Raw genomic sequence first — 17,906 nt, 5'->3', positions numbered from 1 at the left:
CGGCACTGAACAAGAACAGGGGAGAATTCGTCCATGGAAGAGCGCGTCTCGATTTCGATCTCGGAAGGCGTCGCCGACGTGCGGCTGGTGCGCGCGGACAAGATGAATGCGCTGGATCAGGCCATGTTCGAGGCCCTTGTCGCGGCAACCGAGCGGCTTTCGAAGGAAAAAGGCCTGCGCGTCGTCGTGCTGTCGGGTGAAGGCCGCGCCTTCTGCGCCGGTCTCGACATGGGGCGTTTTGCCGCCATGAAGGAGAAGGGCGGCAACGGAATTCCGGGTGGCGAAAATCGCGATCTCACCAAGCGGACTCATGGCCAGGCGAACTTTCCGCAGCAGGCGGTGTGGGGATGGCGCCAGCTTCCGGTTCCGGTGATCGCGGCCGTGCATGGCGTTGCCTTCGGCGGCGGCTTCCAGCTTTCGCTCGGTGCAGATATGCGCTTCCTCAGCGCAGATGCGCGCATGTCGATCATGGAAATCAAATGGGGCCTCGTCCCCGATATGGCGGGCACGCCGATCCTCGCTTCGCTGGTGCGCGATGATATCCTGCGAGATCTCACCTTCACCGGTCGCATCTTCTCCGCGCAGGAGGCGATGGCTTACGGTCTCGCGACGCGCATCTGCGACGATCCGCGCGCTGCCGCGTTCGAAGTCGCGCGCGAGATCGCCGGCAAGAGCCCTGATGCGATCCGCGCGGCGAAGCGCCTGTTCAACAACCTCTCGGTCGATCCGGGTCCTGCGCTGCTCGCCGAGTCCGTCGAGCAGCAGAAGCTGATCGGCAGCGCGAACCAGACCGAGGCGGTGCGGTCGAATCTGGAGAAGCGCGCGGCGAAGTATGCGGATTAGTCTCCCGTCATTCCGGGCGCCGCGTGAGCGGCGAGCCCGGAATCCATAACCCCGGCTCGTGGTTATGGATTCCGGGCCTGCGCCTTCGGCGCATCCCGGAATGACGAGCGTGGTTGTGGCTACTGTTCTAACCCGACGAAAGATCGGAAAACAATAATGAGCGAAACGTCCCCATTCCTCGGCATCGTCTCCGGCGAGCGTCGTCGCAGCCACGCCGAAGTCGCCAATCGCGCCGACCGCATCGCCTCCGGCCTTGCCAAAATCGGCGTCCGACAGGGCGATTGCGTCTGCATGCTGATGCGCAATGACATCGCCTTCCTGGAAGCCGCCTACGCCGCGATGCGGCTGGGTGCCTACGGCGTGCCGATCAACTGGCACTTCAAGCCGGAGGAGATCAACTACATCCTTGATGACACCGGCACCTCCGTGCTGATCGGGCATGCCGACATGCTGCACGCCTTGCGCGATGCGGTTCCGAAAGCCGTCACCGTGCTCAGCGTGCCGACGCCGCCGGAGATCCTGTCCAACTACAAGATCGATCCCGATCACCTCAAGACGCCGGACTTCGCCATCGATTTCGAACCCTGGCTCGCGCAATTCCAGCCCTATGAGGGTCCGGTCGTGCCGCAGCCGATGAACATGATCTACACGTCAGGCACGACAGGCCATCCCAAGGGCGTGCGGCGCAACGCGCCGACGCCGGATCAGCAGGCCGCCGGCGAGCGCATGCGCGCGATGATCTATGGGCTGAAGCTCGGCGCCCGCGCGATCCTGCCGGGGCCGCTCTATCATTCCGCGCCGAACTCGTTCGGCGTCCGCGCCGGCAAGCTCGGCGGCGCGCTGGTGCTGATGCCGCGTTTCGAGGCGGAGGAGTTTCTCGCGTTGATCGAGAGATACAAGATCGACACCATCTTCACGGTGCCGACCATGTTCATCCGCCTGATGAAGCTACCAGAAGAGGTGCGCAGGAAATACGACGTCTCTTCGCTCCGCCATGTCATCCACGCCGCCGCGCCGTGCCCGGCCGACGTCAAGCGCGCCATGATCGAATGGTGGGGGCCGGTGATCTACGAATTCTACGGCTCGACGGAATCGAGCGCCGTCACCTTCGCGACTTCCGAGGACGCGTTGAGGAAGCCGGGCACGGTCGGCAAGATTTCGCCCGGCGCCGAGCTGCGCTTCATCGGCGAGGACGGAAGCGAGCGCGGCGTCGGCGAGATCGGCGAGATCTATTCCCGCATGGCGGAGCTAGCCGACTTCACCTACCACAACAAGCCGGACAAACGCGCCGAGATCGATCGCGGCGGCTTCATCACCTCGGGCGACGTCGGCTATATCGACGAGGACGGCTACGTTTTCATCTGCGACCGCAAGCGCGACATGGTGATCTCGGGCGGCGTCAACATCTACCCGGCCGAGATCGAATCCGTGCTGCATGCCGTGCCCGGCGTGCATGATTGCGCGGTGTTCGGCATCCCCGATGCCGAGTTCGGCGAGGCATTGATGGCGGTGGTGGAACCGCAGGCTGGCGTCGCGCTCGATGCCGGCGATGTCCGCGCACGGCTGAAGACCTCGCTCGCCGATTACAAAGTGCCCAAGCACATCGAGATCCGCAGCGGGCTGCCGCGCGAAGACTCCGGAAAAATCTTCAAGCGCCGCCTGCGCGATCCCTACTGGGAGCAGGCCGGGCGGAAGATCTGACAATTCAACGAGAACCCGTAGGGTGGGCGAAGCGAAGCGTGCCCACCAAATTCGCTTACGGAGACAGATGGTGGGCACGGCGCAAGCGCGCCTTTGCCCACCCTACGAGACTGCGCGATCCCTATTGGGAGAAGGCGGGACGGAAGATTTGGCGCAGGCGACAGGAGCGAGGGCCGTGCCCGGCGCCCCTAAACCAGCTCCCCGCCCACGAACAGCAGGAACGACCGCCCCGGCACCTTGTAGATGCTGTCGAACTCGAACCGTGCCCCGGATCCGCCGTCGCCGACATTGGTATCGAGCAGCAATGACCAGCACGGGCCGGCCGAAGTGTGCGGCAGCTTGAAGTCGACTTCGCCCTCATAGCTGTTGAGGATGATCAGCACGCTGTCGTCCTCACCGCGGCGCGGGATCGCGGTTTTTCGCGCGCGGCCGTCGAGCACGACGCCAAAGCATTTCAGCCAGCCGGTCTGCCAGTCCGCGCTCGACATCTCGCTGCCATTGGCATTGACCCAGACCACGTCGCGGATGTCGAGCTTGGTGTCGTGCACGCCGGTGAGGAAGCGGCTGCGGCGCAGGATCGGATAGTCACGGCGGAGCTGGATCACGCGCTTGGTGAAGGCGAGCAGCTTCTGCGAATCCTCGCCCATGCTCCAGTCGAACCAGGAGATGTCGCTGTCCTGGCAATAGGCGTTGTTGTTGCCCCGCTGGGTGCGGCCGAACTCGTCGCCGCCGAGCAGCATCGGTGTGCCCTGCGACAGCAGCAGGGTTGCCAGCATATTGCGCTTCTGCCGTTCGCGTAGCGCAATGACGTTCTTGTCGTCGGTCGGGCCCTCGACGCCGCAATTCCAGGAACGGTTGTTGGAATTGCCGTCGCGGTTGCCCTCGCCATTGGCCTCGTTGTGCTTGTCGTTGTAGCTCGCCCAGTCGTTCAGCGTGAAACCGTCATGCGCCGTGATGAAGTTGACGCTGGCCCAGGAGCGGCGGCCGCCCCAGCGGCCGAAGATATCGCCGGAGCCAAGCAGCCGCGTTGCGAGCGCGGAGGGCGGCGCCTCGCCGCGCCAATAGTCGCGCGCGGTGTCGCGAAATCTGTCGTTCCACTCCGCCCAGCCGGGCGGGAAGCCGCCGACCTGGTAGCCGCCGGGTCCGCAATCCCAGGGTTCGGCGATCAGCTTGACGGTCGACAGCAGCGGATCCTGGTCCATTGCCTTCAGGAAGCCGCTCTCCTCGTCGAAGCCGTAGACCTCGCGGGCGAGAATGGTGCCGAGGTCGAAGCGGAAGCCGTCGATATGCATGTGGCCGGCCCAGTAGCGCAAGGAATCCATCACCATCTGGATCACGCGCGGATGGGAGAGATTGACGGTGTTTCCGGTGCCGGTGTCGTTGATGTAGTAGCGCCGACGGTCCGGCAGCAGGCGATAGTAGCTCGCATTGTCGATGCCCTTGAAGGACAGCGTCGGCCCGAGCTCGTTGCCTTCGGCGGTGTGGTTGTAGACGACGTCGAGGATCACCTCGAGCCCGGCGCCGTGCAGCTTCGACACCATCTCCTTGAATTCGCGCAGGCTGTTCGGCACATCGGAGGCATAGCGCGGATCGGGCGCGAAGAAGCCGATGGTGTTGTAGCCCCAGTAATTGACGAGGTTCTTCTTCAGCAGATTGTCGTCGTTGACGAAGGAATGGATCGGCAGCAGCTCGATCGAGGTTATGCCGAGCGAAGTCAGATAGGCGATCAGCTCAGGCGCAGCGAAACCGGCATAGGTGCCGCGAAGGTTCTCCGGCACACCCGGGTGCTTCTTCGTGAAGCCTTTGACATGGGTTTCGTAGACGATGGTCTCGTCCCAATGGACGTTCTGCCGCGCCGCTTCGGCCTGCCAGTCGAAATCGGGATCGACTACGACGCATTTCGGCATGAACGGCGCGCTGTCGCGCTCGTCGAAGGTGAGGTCGTCGCCGCTCTCCATCTTGTAGCCGAACACCGCCGGATTCCAGTTCAGGCTCCCGGCGTGCGCGCGGGCATAGGGGTCGAGCAGCAGCTTGTTCGGATTGAAGCGATGACCGCCGTCCGGCTGATAGGGCCCGTAGACGCGGTAGCCGTAGAAGGTGCCGGGACCGATGCCGGCGATGTAGCCGTGAAAGACCTGGTCGGTATATTCCGGCAGCTCGAAGCGATGTGTTTCTCGCTCGCCGTCGAACAGGCAGACCTCCACCTTGGTGGCGTTGGCGGAGAACACCGCAAAATTCGTGCCCCTGCCGCTCCAATGCGCACCCAGCGGATAAGGCAGGCCTTCCTCGATGATGAAATCGGACATGTGAATCCCCAGGCCCCGATGGCCGCGACGCCAACGCCATCGCCTGCCGAATGTTTCAAGCGGCGTGCCATTCTGGGCGCTACGTGCGTCAATTCAATGAAGCGAGAGCGGGTGACGCGTTTTGAGGCAATGTCTTCGCAGCGATGACTTTCGCACCTATATAGGCGGGGTCATCGACCCGCGGATAAAGCCATGTCCCCCGTTTCCATCCTGCTCAACATTCTCTGGATTCTCATCGGCGGCGCCTGGATGGCGTTCGGCTGGCTGGTGGCTGCGGTCATCATGGCCGTCACCATCATCGGCCTGCCCTGGGCGCGGGCGGCGTTCAACATCGCCGTCTACACGCTGCTGCCGTTCGGCTCGCGCGCGGTCAATCGCTACGACGTCACCGGCGAGAGCGATATCGGCACCGGCCCGCTCGGGGTGATCGGCAACATCATCTGGTTCGTGCTCGCGGGCTGGTGGCTGGCGCTCGGCCACCTCGTGACCGCGCTGGTGCTGGCGATCACCATCATCGGCATCCCCTTCGCATGGGCCCATCTGAAGCTCGCCGGCATCGCGCTCTGGCCGATCGGCAAGGTCATCGTGCCGGCCTAGGGCATGATCCGGAAAAGTGCGACGCGTTTTTCCGAAAAGATCATGCCTAAACAACGACCTAGAGCGCGAGGACGATTATCTTCGCGCTCTAGCCCTCTAGGTGTGCGCCGCCCCCAACTTCGTCTTGCGCTGCGGCAAAAAACTTGCACACTCGGTCAGCCGGGGAGCCATAGGGAGCTCTACTTAAGGGGAGCGAGCCAATGTCCCTCCAGACCATACCATCCGACGCGCCTGATCACCGCTCCAACCGCCCTGAGGACGTTCAGGCGCTGGAGGCGGACGCGCGGCTGCGCGACGATATCCGCCTGCTCGGGCGCATTCTTGGCGACACCGTGCGCGACCAGGAGGGCGCCGACGTGTTCGACCTGGTCGAGCGCATCCGGCAGACCTCGATCCGGTTCCACCGCGACGAGGACCGGCTTGCCCGCCGCGAGCTCGAGCAGATCCTCGACAGCATGTCGACCTCCGAGACGGTGCGGATCGTCCGCGCCTTCAGCTATTTTTCCCACCTCGCCAATATCGCCGAGGACCAGAACAACATCCGCCAGATGCGCGCCGGCAAGGGCGGCGGCTCCGGTGTGCTGGCGGAGACGCTGGCCCATGCCAGGGCCGCGGGCATCAACTCCGACACCTTGCGCAGCTTCTTCAAGAGTGCGCTGGTCAGCCCGGTCCTGACCGCGCACCCGACCGAGGTCCGCCGCAAGAGCACCATGGACCGCGAGATGGAGGTGGCCGCGCTGCTCGACCGCCGCGAGCGGGTCGCGCTGACCGCGGACGAGGCCGCCGCCAGCGATGAGCAGCTCCGCCGCGAGGTGCTGACGCTGTGGCAGACCAATCTGCTCCGCCGCACCAAGCTCACCGTGCTCGACGAGGTCGCCAACGGCCTGTCATTCTACGATTACACCTTCCTGCGCGAGGTGCCGCGGCTGGTCAACGTGCTGGAAGACCGGCTGGAGGAGGGCGGCGAGGCGGCCGCGAGCGAGCTCGCCTCGTTCCTGCGCATGGGCAGCTGGATCGGCGGCGACCGCGACGGCAATCCCTTCGTCACCGCCGACGTGATGCGCGGCACGCTGCGGCTGCAGTCGAGCCGGGTGATGCAGTTCTATCTGAACGAGCTGCACGTGCTCGGCTCGGAACTGTCGATCGCGGCGCATCTCGCCGACGTCTCCGAGGAGCTGCGTACGCTCGCGGAGCGCTCGCCGGACACCTCGCCGCACCGGAGCGGCGAGCCCTATCGTCTCGCAGTCTCCGGCATCTATGCGCGCCTGACAGCCACGGCCGAAAAGCTCGAGGTCGAGATCACGCGCCGGCCGGTCGGCAAGGGCAAGCCTTACGAGAGCGTCAGGGAATTGCAGGCCGATCTCGACGTGCTGCATCGCTCCCTGATCTCCAACAACGCCCGCGTCATCGCCCGCGGCCGGCTGCGGCTGCTCCGCCGCGCGGTGGACTGCTTCGGCTTCCATCTGGCGCGGCTCGACATCCGCCAGAATTCGGCTGTGCACGAGCGCACCATCGCCGAGCTGATGGACGCCGCCAACCCCGGCATGTCCTATCTCGCGCTCGGCGAGGACGCCCGCATCTCGCTGCTCACCAATGAGCTGCGCTCGACGCGCGCACTGGTCTCGCCCTTCGTCAAATACAGCGACGAGACCATGGGCGAGCTCAACGTCTTCCATGCCGCCGCCGAAGCGCATGCGAAGTTCGGCTCGGACGCGATTCCCCAATGCATTATCTCGATGTGCAAGGGCATGTCCGACATGCTCGAGGTCGCGGTCCTGCTCAAGGAAGTGGGGCTCGTCCATCCCTCCGGGCGCAGCGCCATCAACGTCGTGCCGCTGTTCGAGACCATCGAGGATCTGCAGGCTTCCTCCGGCATCATGGACCGGATGCTGTCGCTGCACGACTACCGGCGCCTGGTCGACAGCCGCGGCAGCGTGCAGGAGGTCATGCTCGGCTATTCCGACTCGAACAAGGATGGCGGCTTCGTCACCTCGGGCTGGGAGCTCTACAAGGCCGAGATCGGGCTCGTCGAGGTGTTCGAGCGCCATCACGTGCGCCTTCGTCTTTTCCACGGCCGCGGCGGCTCAGTCGGCCGCGGCGGTGGTCCGAGCTATGATGCCATCGTCGCGCAGCCCGGCGGCGCGGTGAACGGCCAGATCCGCATCACCGAGCAGGGCGAGATCATCTCGTCGAAATATTCCAACGCCGAAGTCGGCCGCAACAATCTGGAGATCCTCGCAGCCGCCACGCTGGATGCGAGCCTGCTGCAGCCGCGCCAGAGCGCGCCGCGCCGCGAATATCTCGCCGCGATGGACGAACTTTCCAACCTTGCGTTCAAGGCCTATCGCGGCCTCGTCTACGAGACCGAGGGCTTTGTCGATTACTTCTGGGCCTCGACTGTCATCAACGAGATCGCGACGCTGAACATCGGCAGCCGTCCGGCCTCGCGCAAGAAGACCCGCGCGATCGAGGACCTCCGCGCCATCCCCTGGGTGTTCTCATGGGCGCAATGCCGCCTGATGCTGCCGGGCTGGTACGGTTTTGGCAGCGCGGTCGAGCAGTGGATCGCGGCGCATCCGCAACAGGGCATGCCGTTCCTGAAAGAGCTCTACAAGGAATGGCCGTTCTTCCGCATGCTGCTGTCGAACATGGACATGGTGCTGGCGAAAAGCTCGATCGCGATCGCCTCGCGCTATGCCGAGCTGGTGCCGGACGAGGGCTTGCGCGAAAAGATCTTCGGCCGCATCCGCCGTGAATGGCATTCCTGCATCGAGACGCTGCTCGACATCATGGGGCAGGACCGCCTGCTGCAAGGCAATCCGTTGCTGGAGCGCTCGGTGCGCCACCGCTTCCCCTATCTCGATCCGCTCAACCACGTGCAGGTCGAGCTTTTGAAGGAGCACCGCGCGCAGAACCCGGACGAGCAGGTGCTGCGCGGGATTCAGCTCACCATCAACGGCATCTCGGCGGGGCTAAGGAATACGGGGTAGGGCGAATAGCGAAATGGCGAATAGCGAATGGAGTCCACTCGCCATTCGCTACTCACCATTCGCCTCACTCAACAGAAATGCGCCCCCTGCGTCTCCACATAGACCGAATACAGCGACTGGCTCGCGGTCATGAACAGGCGGTTGCGCTTCTTGCCGCCGAAGCAGAGGTTGGCGCAGGTCTCCGGCAAGAGGATCTGTCCGATCCGCGCGCCGTCGGCCCCCGAGAACACCTGCACGCCGTCATAGCCGGGGCCAACCCAGCCGGCGCCGACCCAGATGTTGCCTTCGGTGTCGACGCGCAATCCGTCCGGGAAGCCTGATTTGCCCTCGAGCTTCATGTCGATCAGCTTCTTCGGGTTCGACAGCTTGGGTCCGTCGATGTCGTAGGACCACACGACATTCTCCGCTTGCGGATAATGCGTGATGCCGGTGTCGCAGACATAGAGCTTCTTGTAGTCGTGAGAGAACGCAATGCCGTTCGGCTTGAACGGCTCGTCGGCGACTTTCGCGACTTGCCCCGTCTGTGCGTCTAGCCGGTAGACCGCTTCCTTCTGGTACGGCTGGAGCGAGCCGGTATTGGCGAGCTTGCCCTCGTAGATGCTGATCGCACCATAGCCGGGATCGGTGAACCAGATCGCCTTGTCGTTGGGATGCACCACCATGTCGTTCGGGCCGTTGAGCGGCTTGCCGTTCGCTTGCTCGGCCAGCGTCGTCACCGCGCCGTCGTGCTCGTAGCGGACGAGGCGGGTCCGCTCTGCGGTGATCTGGCGTCCCTCGGTGTCGAACGAGTTGCCGTTGGCCTCGTTCGACGGCTTGTGGAACTGCTCGGAGATGTGGCCGTCGTCGTCGAGATAGCGCAGTTGCCGGTTGGCGGGGATGTCGCTCCAGACGAGATATTGCCCCTGCGCATTCCATGCCGGTCCTTCCGCCCACAGGCAGCCGGTGTAGAGCCGCTTGATCGTGGTGTTGCCGACCTTGGCTTTGAAGCGTTTGGGGTCGATGACGAGGATGTCGGGGTCGGGATAGCGCTGCGGCTCGGCATTGGCGCCGAAGTCGCGGGCGTCGGCCTTCGAGGCGAGCAGTGTGGTTGCGGCGACGGTCGCCGCGCCCTTGAGGAGCGTGCGGCGACCGAGACCGCCGGTTGCAATCGTGTCGTCGGAGTTGGTCAGTATTCTTGTCATGGTTTCCTCCCAAAGTTTGTTGGGAGGACACCATTCGCCCGCATTCAGGCATAAAACGGGGCGATCTCTGGACAAGACAACCAGGGATCGCAGCGCAGGGATGCCAAAAATGTGGCTAGACGGAAATCCTTACACGGGGTCCCAGGGGAAGATGTCGGCGGAACGGTCGAGCTTGTAGAACGAGCCCTTCAGCGCCGGCATGCCGTGTTCCGCGATCGACTGCGGCGTCCAGCCTTCGCTCCGGTGCACCGAGCGCAGCGGGCGGTTCTGGCTGAACAGGAACAGCTCGTTCATGCGCGCGCCAAAGATCTGCCCGGTGACGTCCTTGGCGGCATCGGAGAGCAGATAGGCGCAGATCGGCGCGATCTTCTCCGGCCCCATCTGCTTGATCTTCTCGACGCGCGCCTTCTCGGCTTCGGTCTCGGTCGGGATGGTGCCGATCATGCGGGTCCAGGCGAACGGCGAGACGCAGTTGGAGCGGACGTTGAAGCGGCCCATGTCGAGCGCGATCGACTTCGACAGCCCGATGATGCCGAGCTTGGCGGCGGCGTAATTGGCCTGGCCGAAATTGCCGATCAGGCCCGAGGTCGAGGTGAAGTGCACGAAGGAGCCGCTCTCCTGCTCGCGGAAGATGCGCGCCGCGGCATGGCTGACATAGAACGAGCCCATCAGATGCACCTTGATGACGGCCTCGAACGCTTCCACGCTCATCTTGTGGAAGATCATGTCGCGCAAAATGCCGGCATTGTTGACGACGCCGTCGAGCTTGCCGAAATGATCGGTCGCGGTCTTCACGATCTTGCTGGCGGGCACGGCTTCTGCCACCGACTCGAAGTTGGGGACTGCGATGCCGCCACGCTTCTTGATCTCCTCGACCACTTCTTCCGCGGGGGTGGCGCTGGTGCCGGCGCCGTCGGCGGCGCCGCCGGGATCGTTGACGACGACCTTGGCGCCTTCGGCGGCACAGAGCAGCGCGATCTCGCGCCCGATGCCACGGCCTGCGCCGGTGACGATGATGACCTTGTCCTGCAGTGATTTGCTCATGTGGGTTCTCCGCTAGCCGTTCCAATTTCCGCCGTCATTCCGGGGCGCGCCTCTTGGCGCGAGCCCGGAATCCATACTCCCGATCGTGGTTATGGATTCCGGGCCTGCGCCTGACGGCGCATCCCGGAATGACAGCCACTACCTCTCGTTCGTAAACACGATCGTGCCACTCGCCGCGAACATGCCGCCGACGCCGTGGCACACCGAAATCTTCGCGCCAGCCACCTGCGCCGGTGCGATCCCGCGCATCTGGCGCACGCTCTCCTGGAGCGCGTACATGCCGTACATGCCCGAATGCATGTAGGAGAGGCCGCCGCCATTGGTGTTGAGCGGCAGCTTCCCGCCGGGTCGCGTATTGCCGTCCGCGATGAATTTGCCGGTTTCCTCATACGGCATGAAGCCGAGGTCGCCGAGCCCGAACAGCGGTAGATGCGCGAACGCGTCGTAGATCATGAGATGATCGACATCCCCGTGGGCGATACCGGCCTCCTTGAAGGCCAGCGGCCCCGCGGTCTTGAACGCGCGCGAGGAATTGAACGTCTCCATCTGGCTGACCATCGGCGTTTCCACGCTCTCGCCGGTACCCATGATGTAGACAGGCTTCCTTGGAAAATCCCTGGCGCGGTCGGCCGAAGTCAGGATCAGCGCGCCGCCGCCGTCGGTGACGAGGCAGCATTGCAGGAGCCGGAACGGATAGGCGATCATGCGCGAATTGAGGACATCGGCGACCGTGATCGGGTCCTTCATCATCGCGCGCGGGTTCTTCGCCGCCCATTCGCGCTGCACCACGGCCACCGAGGCGAGCTGTTCGTGCGTGATGCCGTAGGTCTTCATGAAGCGCAGCACGGGGATCGGGAACATGCTCGGCGGGCCGTAGACGCCATAGGGCGCCTCGAACTGGCCGTTGAGGCTGTCCGCGGGCGTCGAACGTGGCTGCTTGCCGATCATCGACTTGCCGCTTTCGGCATGGGTGATCAGCACGGTCTTGCAGAGACCAGCCTCGATCGCTGCGGCCGCGTGGCGGACATGCAGCATGAACGAGCAGCCGCCGACCGAGGTGCCGTCGACCCAGGTCGGCTTGATGCCGAGATAGTGGCAGACCTGCTGCGGCGTTTCGACCGCGGTGGCGAAACCGTCGATGTCCAAGAGCTTCAGCCCGGCATCGGCGATGGCATTGAGCGCCGCATCCGCGTGCAGCTGGAGCTGCGACATATTGGGGATGATTCCGAGCTCGGTGGTCTCGGCCGCGCCGACGACGGCAACCTGGTTCTTGCGCATGGTCTTACCCCTTCGCCGGACGGAAGACGGGGAGGGTGATCTTGTCGTCCAGCTCCTGGAACGCGACCTCGAGCTTCATGTCGAGCTCGAGCGCCTCCGGCGTCTGCGGGCAGTCGATGATGTTGCTCATCATCCGCGGGCCCTCGTCGAGCTCGACCACCGCGATGGCGTAAGGCGGCGTGAAGCCGGGCGCGGCGGGCCGGTGGTTGATCACGTAGCTGTAGAGGAAACCCTTGCCACTCGCCTTGAAGATGCTGACCTTGCGCGAGGCGCAGGATGGGCAGAACGGGCGCGGCGGGAAATAGACATGCGCGCAGGCGTCGCAGCGCTGCAGCCGCAGCTCGCCGGCTTTCGTGCCGTCCCAGAAATGCTGGGTTTCCGGCGTCGGTTTCGGTCGCGCGCGCTGCGGTTCGGCCATCTCGGAACGCCCTCCCAGGATTTCTTTTGACAAGGGCAGGCTTGACGCCCGCCTGTTTCGGTCTTGATGCGACAATCGACCATGGCGCGTCAACGGTCCAGCAATGCGCATGCATGCCATCATGCGCACAATGCTTGTGTCGAACTGAGCCAGCGCTATAGATTGCGCGCGCCAATATTCCGTGAGACAGACATGCCCGATTTTCCGACACTGGCGAAACTGGCCGAAGACCTCGAAAGCGGCCGCACCACCTCCCGCAAGCTGGTCGAGGCGTGCATCGCCAAAATCGCCGACCCCGCCGGCGAGGGCCAGCGTGCCTTCATCCATGTCGACAAGGACGCCGCGCTCGCGACCGCGGATGCGATGGACGCCTTGCGCAAGGTCAAGGCGGCGCCGTCGCCCTATGCGGGTATCCCGATCTCGATCAAGGATCTCTTCGACATCAGGGGGCAGACGACGCGCGCCGGCTCCCGTGCGCTCGACGATTCCGATCCGGCGGAGCACGACGCGGCGGCGGTCGCGCGGCTGCGCCACGCCGGCTTCGTGCTGATCGGGCGCACCAACATGACCGAGTTCGCCTATTCCGGCATCGGCATCAATCCGCACTACGGCACGCCGAAGGGCGCCTGGAACCGGGCCGAGGGCCATGTGCCCGGCGGCTCGTCCTCGGGCGCGGCGGTGTCCGTGCTCGACGGCATGGCGCATGGCGCGCTCGGCACCGACACCGGCGGCTCCTGCCGCATTCCGGCGGCCTTCAACGGCATCGTCGGCTACAAGCCGACGCAGCGGCGGGTGCCGCTCGACGGCTCCGTGCCGCTGTCGTACTCGCTCGACAGCATTGGGCCCTTGGCGCGATCGGTCAGCTGCTGTGCCATTCTCGATGCGGTGCTCGCGAACGAGCCGATCGTTCCGCTCAAGCCGCGCCTGGTGAAGGGCATGCGGCTCGCGGTGCCCACCACGGTCGCGCTCGATGATCTCGATGCGGCTGTCGCCGGGACCTTCGAGCGCGCGTTGAAGACACTTTCTGATCATGGCGCCAGCATCGAGCGCATCGAGATGGCGGAGTTCCACGACGTCGGGCCGATGAACGCCAAGGGCGGCTTTGCCGCCTCCGAGAGCTACGCCTGGCACCGCTATCTCATCACCGCCAAGGGTGACGTCTACGATCCCAGGGTCTTCGTGCGCATCATGCGCGGCGAGGCGCAGAGCGCGGCCGATTACATCGATCTCCTCAACGAGCGCCGCTCGCTGATCGCCCGCGTCAACGCGCGCATCGCGCCCTATGACGCCCTGGTGCTGCCGACCACCGCCAACACGCCGCCGAAGATTTCAGATTTGGCCGACGACAAGGCGTTCGCCACGCAAAATCTGCGCGCGCTGCGCAACTGCACCCTGATCAACATGATCGACGGCTGCGCCATCTCGCTGCCGTGTCATCGCGAGGGCGACATTCCCGTCGGTCTGATGCTGGCGGGGGCGGGCGGTTCCGATCGCCGTATCTTTGAACTTGCTGCCGGCATGGAGGCCGTCATTCGTGTTTGATCTCACTTTCACCGTCGACGCCCAGGACACCACCACGCCGCTGACGCTGGCGATCGACCAAATGGTCATCGCCGGCTGGACCGGCCGCGATCCCGTCGCGCGCGACAAGCACATCGCCGAGTTGCAGGAGATGGGCATCGCCCCGCCGGCCTCGACGCCGATCTATTACCGCGCCTCGGCGCGGCGGCTCACCATGGAAGACCGCATCGAATGCACCGGCGGCGATTCCTCGGGCGAGGTCGAGTTCGTGCTGATCGGCTGGCAGGGCCGCATCTTCGTCGGCTGCGGCTCCGACCACACCGACCGCAAGGTCGAGGCCTACAACGTCACGGTCTCCAAGCAGATGTGCGACAAGCCGGTCGCCTCCACGCTGTGGGAGCTGGAGGACGTGCTCGGCCACTGGGACAAGATGATCCTGCGCTCCTACGCCACCATCAAGGGCGAGCGCGTGCTCTACCAGGAGGGCACGCTGGACGCGATGCTGCCGGTGAATGACCTCATCGCGCGAGGTTTCGAGGGCGGCAAGCTGCCCGACGGCTGCGCCATGTTTGGCGGGACCTTTGCCGCCAAGGGCGGCATCCGCTCGGCTGATCGCTTCGACTTCGAGCTGGAGGACCCCGTGCTGAAGCGGACGATCAGGCACGGCTACGACGTGTTGACGCTGCCGGTGCGGGGCTAGCTCCCATCCGGAAATCGGGTGGCTGTGGCTGCCGCGATCTGCCACACCCACTCCTGTCATTCCGGGGCGCGACGTAGTCGCGAGCCCGGAATCCATAACCACGATCGGGAGTATGGATTCCGGGCTCGCGCCAAGTGGCGCGCCCCGGAATGACGGAGTGGATAGGATGAGCGCTAATGGCTATCGCGAAACGTGTTTCCGCCGCTGTCGATGACGCGACCGACCTCACCGCCCACGTCGACACCCTCGACTGGCCGCAGATCACCGCCGAGCTCGACAGCCAGGGCTGCGCCGTCCTGAAGGGCCTGCTCACGCCGGACCAATGCGGCGCCGTCGCCGCGCTCTATCCGGACGACGCGCACTTCCGCAGCCGCATCGTCATGGGCCGCCACGGCTTTGGCCGCGGCGAGTACAAATATTTCTCCTATCCGCTGCCCGACCTGATCGCGCAGCTGCGCCCGGCGCTCTACGCGCATCTTCAAGCCGTCGCCAATCGCTGGAACGAGGCGATGGGGATCGACATCCGCTATCCCGCGAGCCATCCGGCATTCCTGAAGCGCTGCCATGAGGCCGGCCAGACGCGGCCGACGCCGCTGCTGCTGCAATATGAAGCCGGCGATTTCAATTGCCTGCACCAGGACCTCTATGGCGAGCACGTCTTCCCGCTCCAGGTCGCGATCCTGCTGTCCGAGCCGGGCCGCGACTTCACCGGGGGCGAGTTTGTGCTGACAGAGCAGCGGCCGCGCATGCAGTCGCGCGCCGAGGTGGTTCCGCTCACGCAGGGCGACGCGGTTGCCTTCGCTGTGCATCACCGCCCGGTGCAGGGGACACGCGGCACCTATCGCGTTAATCTGCGCCACGGCGTCAGCCGGCTTCGTTCGGGGCAGCGCCACACGGTGGGTGTGATCTTCCATGATGCCAAATGAGCGCTACGATTGATTGGTGATCTGTTCGACAGCGTTGCCGAGGCGCAGCCGTCGCGCGAGGAGATCGCCGACGGCGCCGTGCTGCTGCGCGGCTTCGTCAAGCCGATCGAGAGTGAGCTGATCGACGCCGTGCGCGCCATCGTGGCGCAATCGCCGTTCCGGCGGATGACCACGCCCGGCGGCCATTTGATGTCGGTGGCGATGACCAATTGCGGCGAGCGCGGCTGGATCACCGACCACACCGGCTATCGCTATGATCCGATCGATCCGCGGACCGGCGCGCCGTGGCCGGCGATGCCGCAAGTGCTCCGTGATCTCGCCCGCAACGCGGCGGAGCAGGGCGGCTTCCAGAACTTCGCGCCCGATGCCTGCCTCGTCAATCGCTACGAGCCCGGCACGCGGCTGTCGCTGCATCAGGACAAGGACGAGCTGGATTATTCGGCGCCGATCGTCTCGGTTTCGCTGGGCCTGCCCGCGACCTTCCTGTTCGGCGGCCTCGCCCGCAGCGACAAGCCGCGCCGCTTCCGCCTCGTCCACGGCGATGTCGTGGTGTGGGGTGGCGCCAGCAGGCTCGCCTATCACGGCGTCGCGCCGCTCGCCGAGGGCGAGCATGCGCTGCTTGGACGGAAGCGGATCAATCTGACGTTTCGCAGGACGCGGTGAAGCTTTTCCGTCATTCCGGGATGCGCCGTAAGGCGCAGGCCCGGAATCCATACTCCCGATCGTGGTTATGGATTCCGGGCTCGCGCTACGCGCGCCCCGGAATGACAGAAACTACGGCTTCGGCGGATGAATGAACGCCCACGGGCTGACTTCCGAATCCCTGGTCACCTCGACCGAGATTAGATACGGCCCACCGTGGCTAAGCGCCTTCTCCATCGCCGCCTTGAACTGCTCCGGCGCCGTCACGCGCGCCGCCGCCACACCAAAGGACTCCGCGAGCTTGACGAAATCCGGATTGACCAAATCCGACGCCACCACGCGACCATCAAAACGTTCGCGCTGGTCGCGGCGGACATTGCCATAGGCGTTGTTGTTGAACACCAGCGTCACCACGCCGATGTTGAACTGCACGGCGGTGGCAAGCTCCTGCACGCCGAACATGAAGCCGCCATCGCCGGTGATCGCGACGACCGGCTTGTCGGGATTGGCGACCTTGGCGCCAAGTGCGGTCGGGAAGCCCGAGCCGAGCGTGCCCTGATAGCCCGACGTGATGAAGGTGCGCGGCTCATAGATCGGAAAGCCGTACCAGGAGGCAAAGCCGACCTGCGACAATTCATCGGTGACGATCGCGTTCGCCGGCAGCACCTCACGCAGGATGTTGAGATACGCCATCTGCGGCTGGACGCGCTGGATATCGGCTTGCGCGGCGGCAGTGGCCTCACGGATCGCGGCACGGCGGCCGGCGGTCTTGCTGTAGCCGGCCTTGCTGACGGCGGCGGCGAGATCGGCAGTGGCGGCCCTGGCATCGGCGACGATGGCGATGTCGGAGATGAAGCGCCGCATCTCGACGGGATCGATGTCGATGCGGATGCTCTTCAACCCGTCGGGCCGGTACGGCCAGCGCGACATGGTCGGCAGCTCCAGCCGCGTGCCGATGCCGATCATCAAGTCCGTGTTCGGCCACAGCCTGTAGGCGGCGGCCATGGTGAGGCCGAGCTCATGCGCATTGGAGACGATGCCGCGGCCGCTGCGGAAGGCGACCACAGGCGCATCGATCATCTCGGCGAGCTCGAGGATCTCCGCGCCCGCATCGATCGCGCCGCTGCCGACGAAGATCATCGGCGCCTTGCTGGCCTTGATCAGCGCGGCCGCCTGCTTGATCGTGTCGGGATCAGGCAGCGGCGCGGGCAGCGGCTCCAGCACCTGTGCGGCACAGGTGTCGGCGCGCTGGGTGAAGACGTCCCAGGGCATTTCGACCGAGGCAGGGCCACGCCGGCCTGAGGTCATCTCCTGGAAGGCGCGCGCCACCGTGGTCGGCGCGTTGCCGGGCGTCTCGACGCGGTCGGCCCATTTCACATAGGTGCGCAAGGTCGCGAGCTGGTCCGGCATCTCGTGCAGATGGCCGCGGCCCTTGCCGAGGAACTGCGTCGGCACCTGGCCGGTGACGCACAGCACCGGCTCGTTGCAGCCATAGGCGGTGAGCAGCGCCGCGCTGGCGTTGAGCACGCCGGGGCCGGGCACCACGCTGAACACCCCGGGCCGGCCGCTTGCGCGCGCATAGCCGAACGCCATGTAGCCGCAGGCCTGCTCGTGCCGCGCGCCGATCACCTTGAGCTGGGCCTGGTGGAATGCGTCGAACAGGCCGTAGATCTGCGCGCCGGGCAGGCCGAACACGGTGTCGACCCCGTGAGCGACAAGGCCGCTGACGATCGCTTCGCCGCCGGTGAGGGTGGTCATT

The 17,906-nt window shown here is 65.1% G+C and carries 14 protein-coding genes; 8 read left to right on the top strand and 6 right to left on the bottom strand.

From position 1 onward, the window contains the following. The first annotated feature begins 33 nt into the window (after positions 1 to 33). Positions 34 to 843: a crotonase/enoyl-CoA hydratase family protein gene (locus tag BRAGE_RS0124020; protein WP_027558642.1), complete on the top strand. Its 810-nt coding sequence runs from the start codon at positions 34 to 36 to the stop codon at positions 841 to 843. A gap of 156 nt (positions 844 to 999) precedes the next feature. Next, entirely contained in the window at positions 1,000 to 2,544 is a 1,545-nt protein-coding gene (locus tag BRAGE_RS0124015; protein WP_027558643.1) for an acyl-CoA synthetase, read from the top strand. A 188-nt stretch (positions 2,545 to 2,732) separates the two neighbouring features. Here BRAGE_RS0124015 and glgX read toward each other — a convergent pair whose 3' ends face one another. Beyond that, the gene (glgX, locus tag BRAGE_RS0124010; protein WP_027558644.1) at positions 2,733 to 4,850 is read right to left on the bottom strand and encodes a glycogen debranching protein GlgX; all 2,118 of its coding nucleotides are present in this window, start codon (positions 4,848 to 4,850) and stop codon (positions 2,733 to 2,735) included. 192 nt (positions 4,851 to 5,042) lie between these two features. Here glgX and BRAGE_RS0124005 point away from each other — a divergent pair, with 192 nt between their 5' ends. Both BRAGE_RS0124005 and ppc read left to right on the top strand, forming a co-directional pair. Next, a complete protein-coding gene (locus tag BRAGE_RS0124005) occupies positions 5,043 to 5,447 on the top strand; it encodes a YccF domain-containing protein (protein ID WP_027558645.1) in 405 nt (134 codons plus the stop codon). Between the two features lie 200 nt (positions 5,448 to 5,647). Beyond that, positions 5,648 to 8,437 carry a phosphoenolpyruvate carboxylase gene (ppc, locus tag BRAGE_RS0124000; protein WP_027558646.1) on the top strand — a complete coding sequence of 930 codons (2,790 nt, stop codon included), beginning with the start codon at positions 5,648 to 5,650 and terminating at the stop codon, positions 8,435 to 8,437. A gap of 68 nt (positions 8,438 to 8,505) precedes the next feature. Here the strand turns inward: ppc and BRAGE_RS0123995 are convergent, their stop codons facing one another. The 4 genes from BRAGE_RS0123995 to BRAGE_RS0123980 all read right to left on the bottom strand — a co-directional run bounded on the left by BRAGE_RS0123995 (position 8,506) and on the right by BRAGE_RS0123980 (position 12,358). Beyond that, complete coding sequence (locus tag BRAGE_RS0123995) at positions 8,506 to 9,618, bottom strand: SMP-30/gluconolactonase/LRE family protein (protein WP_027558647.1); 1,113 nt, start codon at positions 9,616 to 9,618, stop codon at positions 8,506 to 8,508. A 129-nt stretch (positions 9,619 to 9,747) separates the two neighbouring features. Next, positions 9,748 to 10,662: an SDR family oxidoreductase gene (locus BRAGE_RS0123990; protein WP_027558648.1), complete on the bottom strand. Its 915-nt coding sequence runs from the start codon at positions 10,660 to 10,662 to the stop codon at positions 9,748 to 9,750. A 138-nt stretch (positions 10,663 to 10,800) separates the two neighbouring features. After that, positions 10,801 to 11,940, bottom strand: a complete 1,140-nt coding sequence (locus tag BRAGE_RS0123985; protein ID WP_027558649.1) for a thiolase C-terminal domain-containing protein — start codon at positions 11,938 to 11,940, stop codon at positions 10,801 to 10,803. Between the two features lie 4 nt (positions 11,941 to 11,944). Then, the gene (locus tag BRAGE_RS0123980; RefSeq protein ID WP_027558650.1) at positions 11,945 to 12,358 is read right to left on the bottom strand and encodes a Zn-ribbon domain-containing OB-fold protein; all 414 of its coding nucleotides are present in this window, start codon (positions 12,356 to 12,358) and stop codon (positions 11,945 to 11,947) included. Positions 12,359 to 12,550: 192 nt separating this feature from the next. Here BRAGE_RS0123980 and BRAGE_RS0123975 point away from each other — a divergent pair, with 192 nt between their 5' ends. From BRAGE_RS0123975 to alkB, 4 genes are all read left to right on the top strand, one after another. Further along, on the top strand, positions 12,551 to 13,900 hold the full coding sequence (locus BRAGE_RS0123975; protein ID WP_027558651.1) for an amidase: 1,350 nt from the start codon (positions 12,551 to 12,553) through the stop codon (positions 13,898 to 13,900). Further along, positions 13,893 to 14,579, top strand: coding sequence for a DUF2848 domain-containing protein (locus tag BRAGE_RS0123970; RefSeq protein ID WP_027558652.1), 687 nt, complete (start codon positions 13,893 to 13,895; stop codon positions 14,577 to 14,579). The genes BRAGE_RS0123975 and BRAGE_RS0123970 overlap by 8 nt, the downstream gene beginning before the upstream one ends. 176 nt (positions 14,580 to 14,755) lie before the next feature. After that, positions 14,756 to 15,505: a 2OG-Fe(II) oxygenase gene (locus tag BRAGE_RS0123965; RefSeq protein WP_027558653.1), complete on the top strand. Its 750-nt coding sequence runs from the start codon at positions 14,756 to 14,758 to the stop codon at positions 15,503 to 15,505. Positions 15,506 to 15,514: 9 nt separating this feature from the next. Next, the gene (gene alkB / locus BRAGE_RS0123960) at positions 15,515 to 16,168 is read left to right on the top strand and encodes a DNA oxidative demethylase AlkB (protein WP_027558654.1); all 654 of its coding nucleotides are present in this window, start codon (positions 15,515 to 15,517) and stop codon (positions 16,166 to 16,168) included. Positions 16,169 to 16,279: 111 nt separating this feature from the next. Here the strand turns inward: alkB and BRAGE_RS0123955 are convergent, their stop codons facing one another. Beyond that, positions 16,280 to 17,905, bottom strand: a complete 1,626-nt coding sequence (locus BRAGE_RS0123955) for a thiamine pyrophosphate-dependent enzyme (RefSeq protein WP_027558655.1) — start codon at positions 17,903 to 17,905, stop codon at positions 16,280 to 16,282. Position 17,906 lies beyond the last annotated feature (1 nt).

Origin of the sequence: Bradyrhizobium genosp. SA-4 str. CB756, assembly GCF_000473125.1 — a bacterium.
Taxonomy (GTDB): domain Bacteria; phylum Pseudomonadota; class Alphaproteobacteria; order Rhizobiales; family Xanthobacteraceae; genus Bradyrhizobium; species Bradyrhizobium arachidis.
This window is presented reverse-complemented; position numbering and strand designations above follow the sequence as displayed.

Bases quoted from the DNA above. Each gene is read 5' to 3' on its own strand.
- BRAGE_RS0124020 (WP_027558642.1), top strand. From the start codon at position 34: ATGGAAGAGCGCGTCTCGATTTCGATCTCGGAAGGCGTCGCCGACGTG.
- BRAGE_RS0124015 (WP_027558643.1), top strand. From the start codon at position 1,000: ATGAGCGAAACGTCCCCATTCCTCGGCATCGTCTCCGGCGAGCGTCGT.
- glgX (WP_027558644.1), bottom strand. From the start codon at position 4,850: ATGTCCGATTTCATCATCGAGGAAGGCCTGCCTTATCCGCTGGGTGCG.
- BRAGE_RS0124005 (WP_027558645.1), top strand. From the start codon at position 5,043: ATGTCCCCCGTTTCCATCCTGCTCAACATTCTCTGGATTCTCATCGGC.
- ppc (WP_027558646.1), top strand. From the start codon at position 5,648: ATGTCCCTCCAGACCATACCATCCGACGCGCCTGATCACCGCTCCAAC.
- BRAGE_RS0123995 (WP_027558647.1), bottom strand. From the start codon at position 9,618: ATGACAAGAATACTGACCAACTCCGACGACACGATTGCAACCGGCGGT.
- BRAGE_RS0123990 (WP_027558648.1), bottom strand. From the start codon at position 10,662: ATGAGCAAATCACTGCAGGACAAGGTCATCATCGTCACCGGCGCAGGC.
- BRAGE_RS0123985 (WP_027558649.1), bottom strand. From the start codon at position 11,940: ATGCGCAAGAACCAGGTTGCCGTCGTCGGCGCGGCCGAGACCACCGAG.
- BRAGE_RS0123980 (WP_027558650.1), bottom strand. From the start codon at position 12,358: ATGGCCGAACCGCAGCGCGCGCGACCGAAACCGACGCCGGAAACCCAG.
- BRAGE_RS0123975 (WP_027558651.1), top strand. From the start codon at position 12,551: ATGCCCGATTTTCCGACACTGGCGAAACTGGCCGAAGACCTCGAAAGC.
- BRAGE_RS0123965 (WP_027558653.1), top strand. From the start codon at position 14,756: ATGGCTATCGCGAAACGTGTTTCCGCCGCTGTCGATGACGCGACCGAC.
- BRAGE_RS0123955 (WP_027558655.1), bottom strand. From the start codon at position 17,905: ATGACCACCCTCACCGGCGGCGAAGCGATCGTCAGCGGCCTTGTCGCT.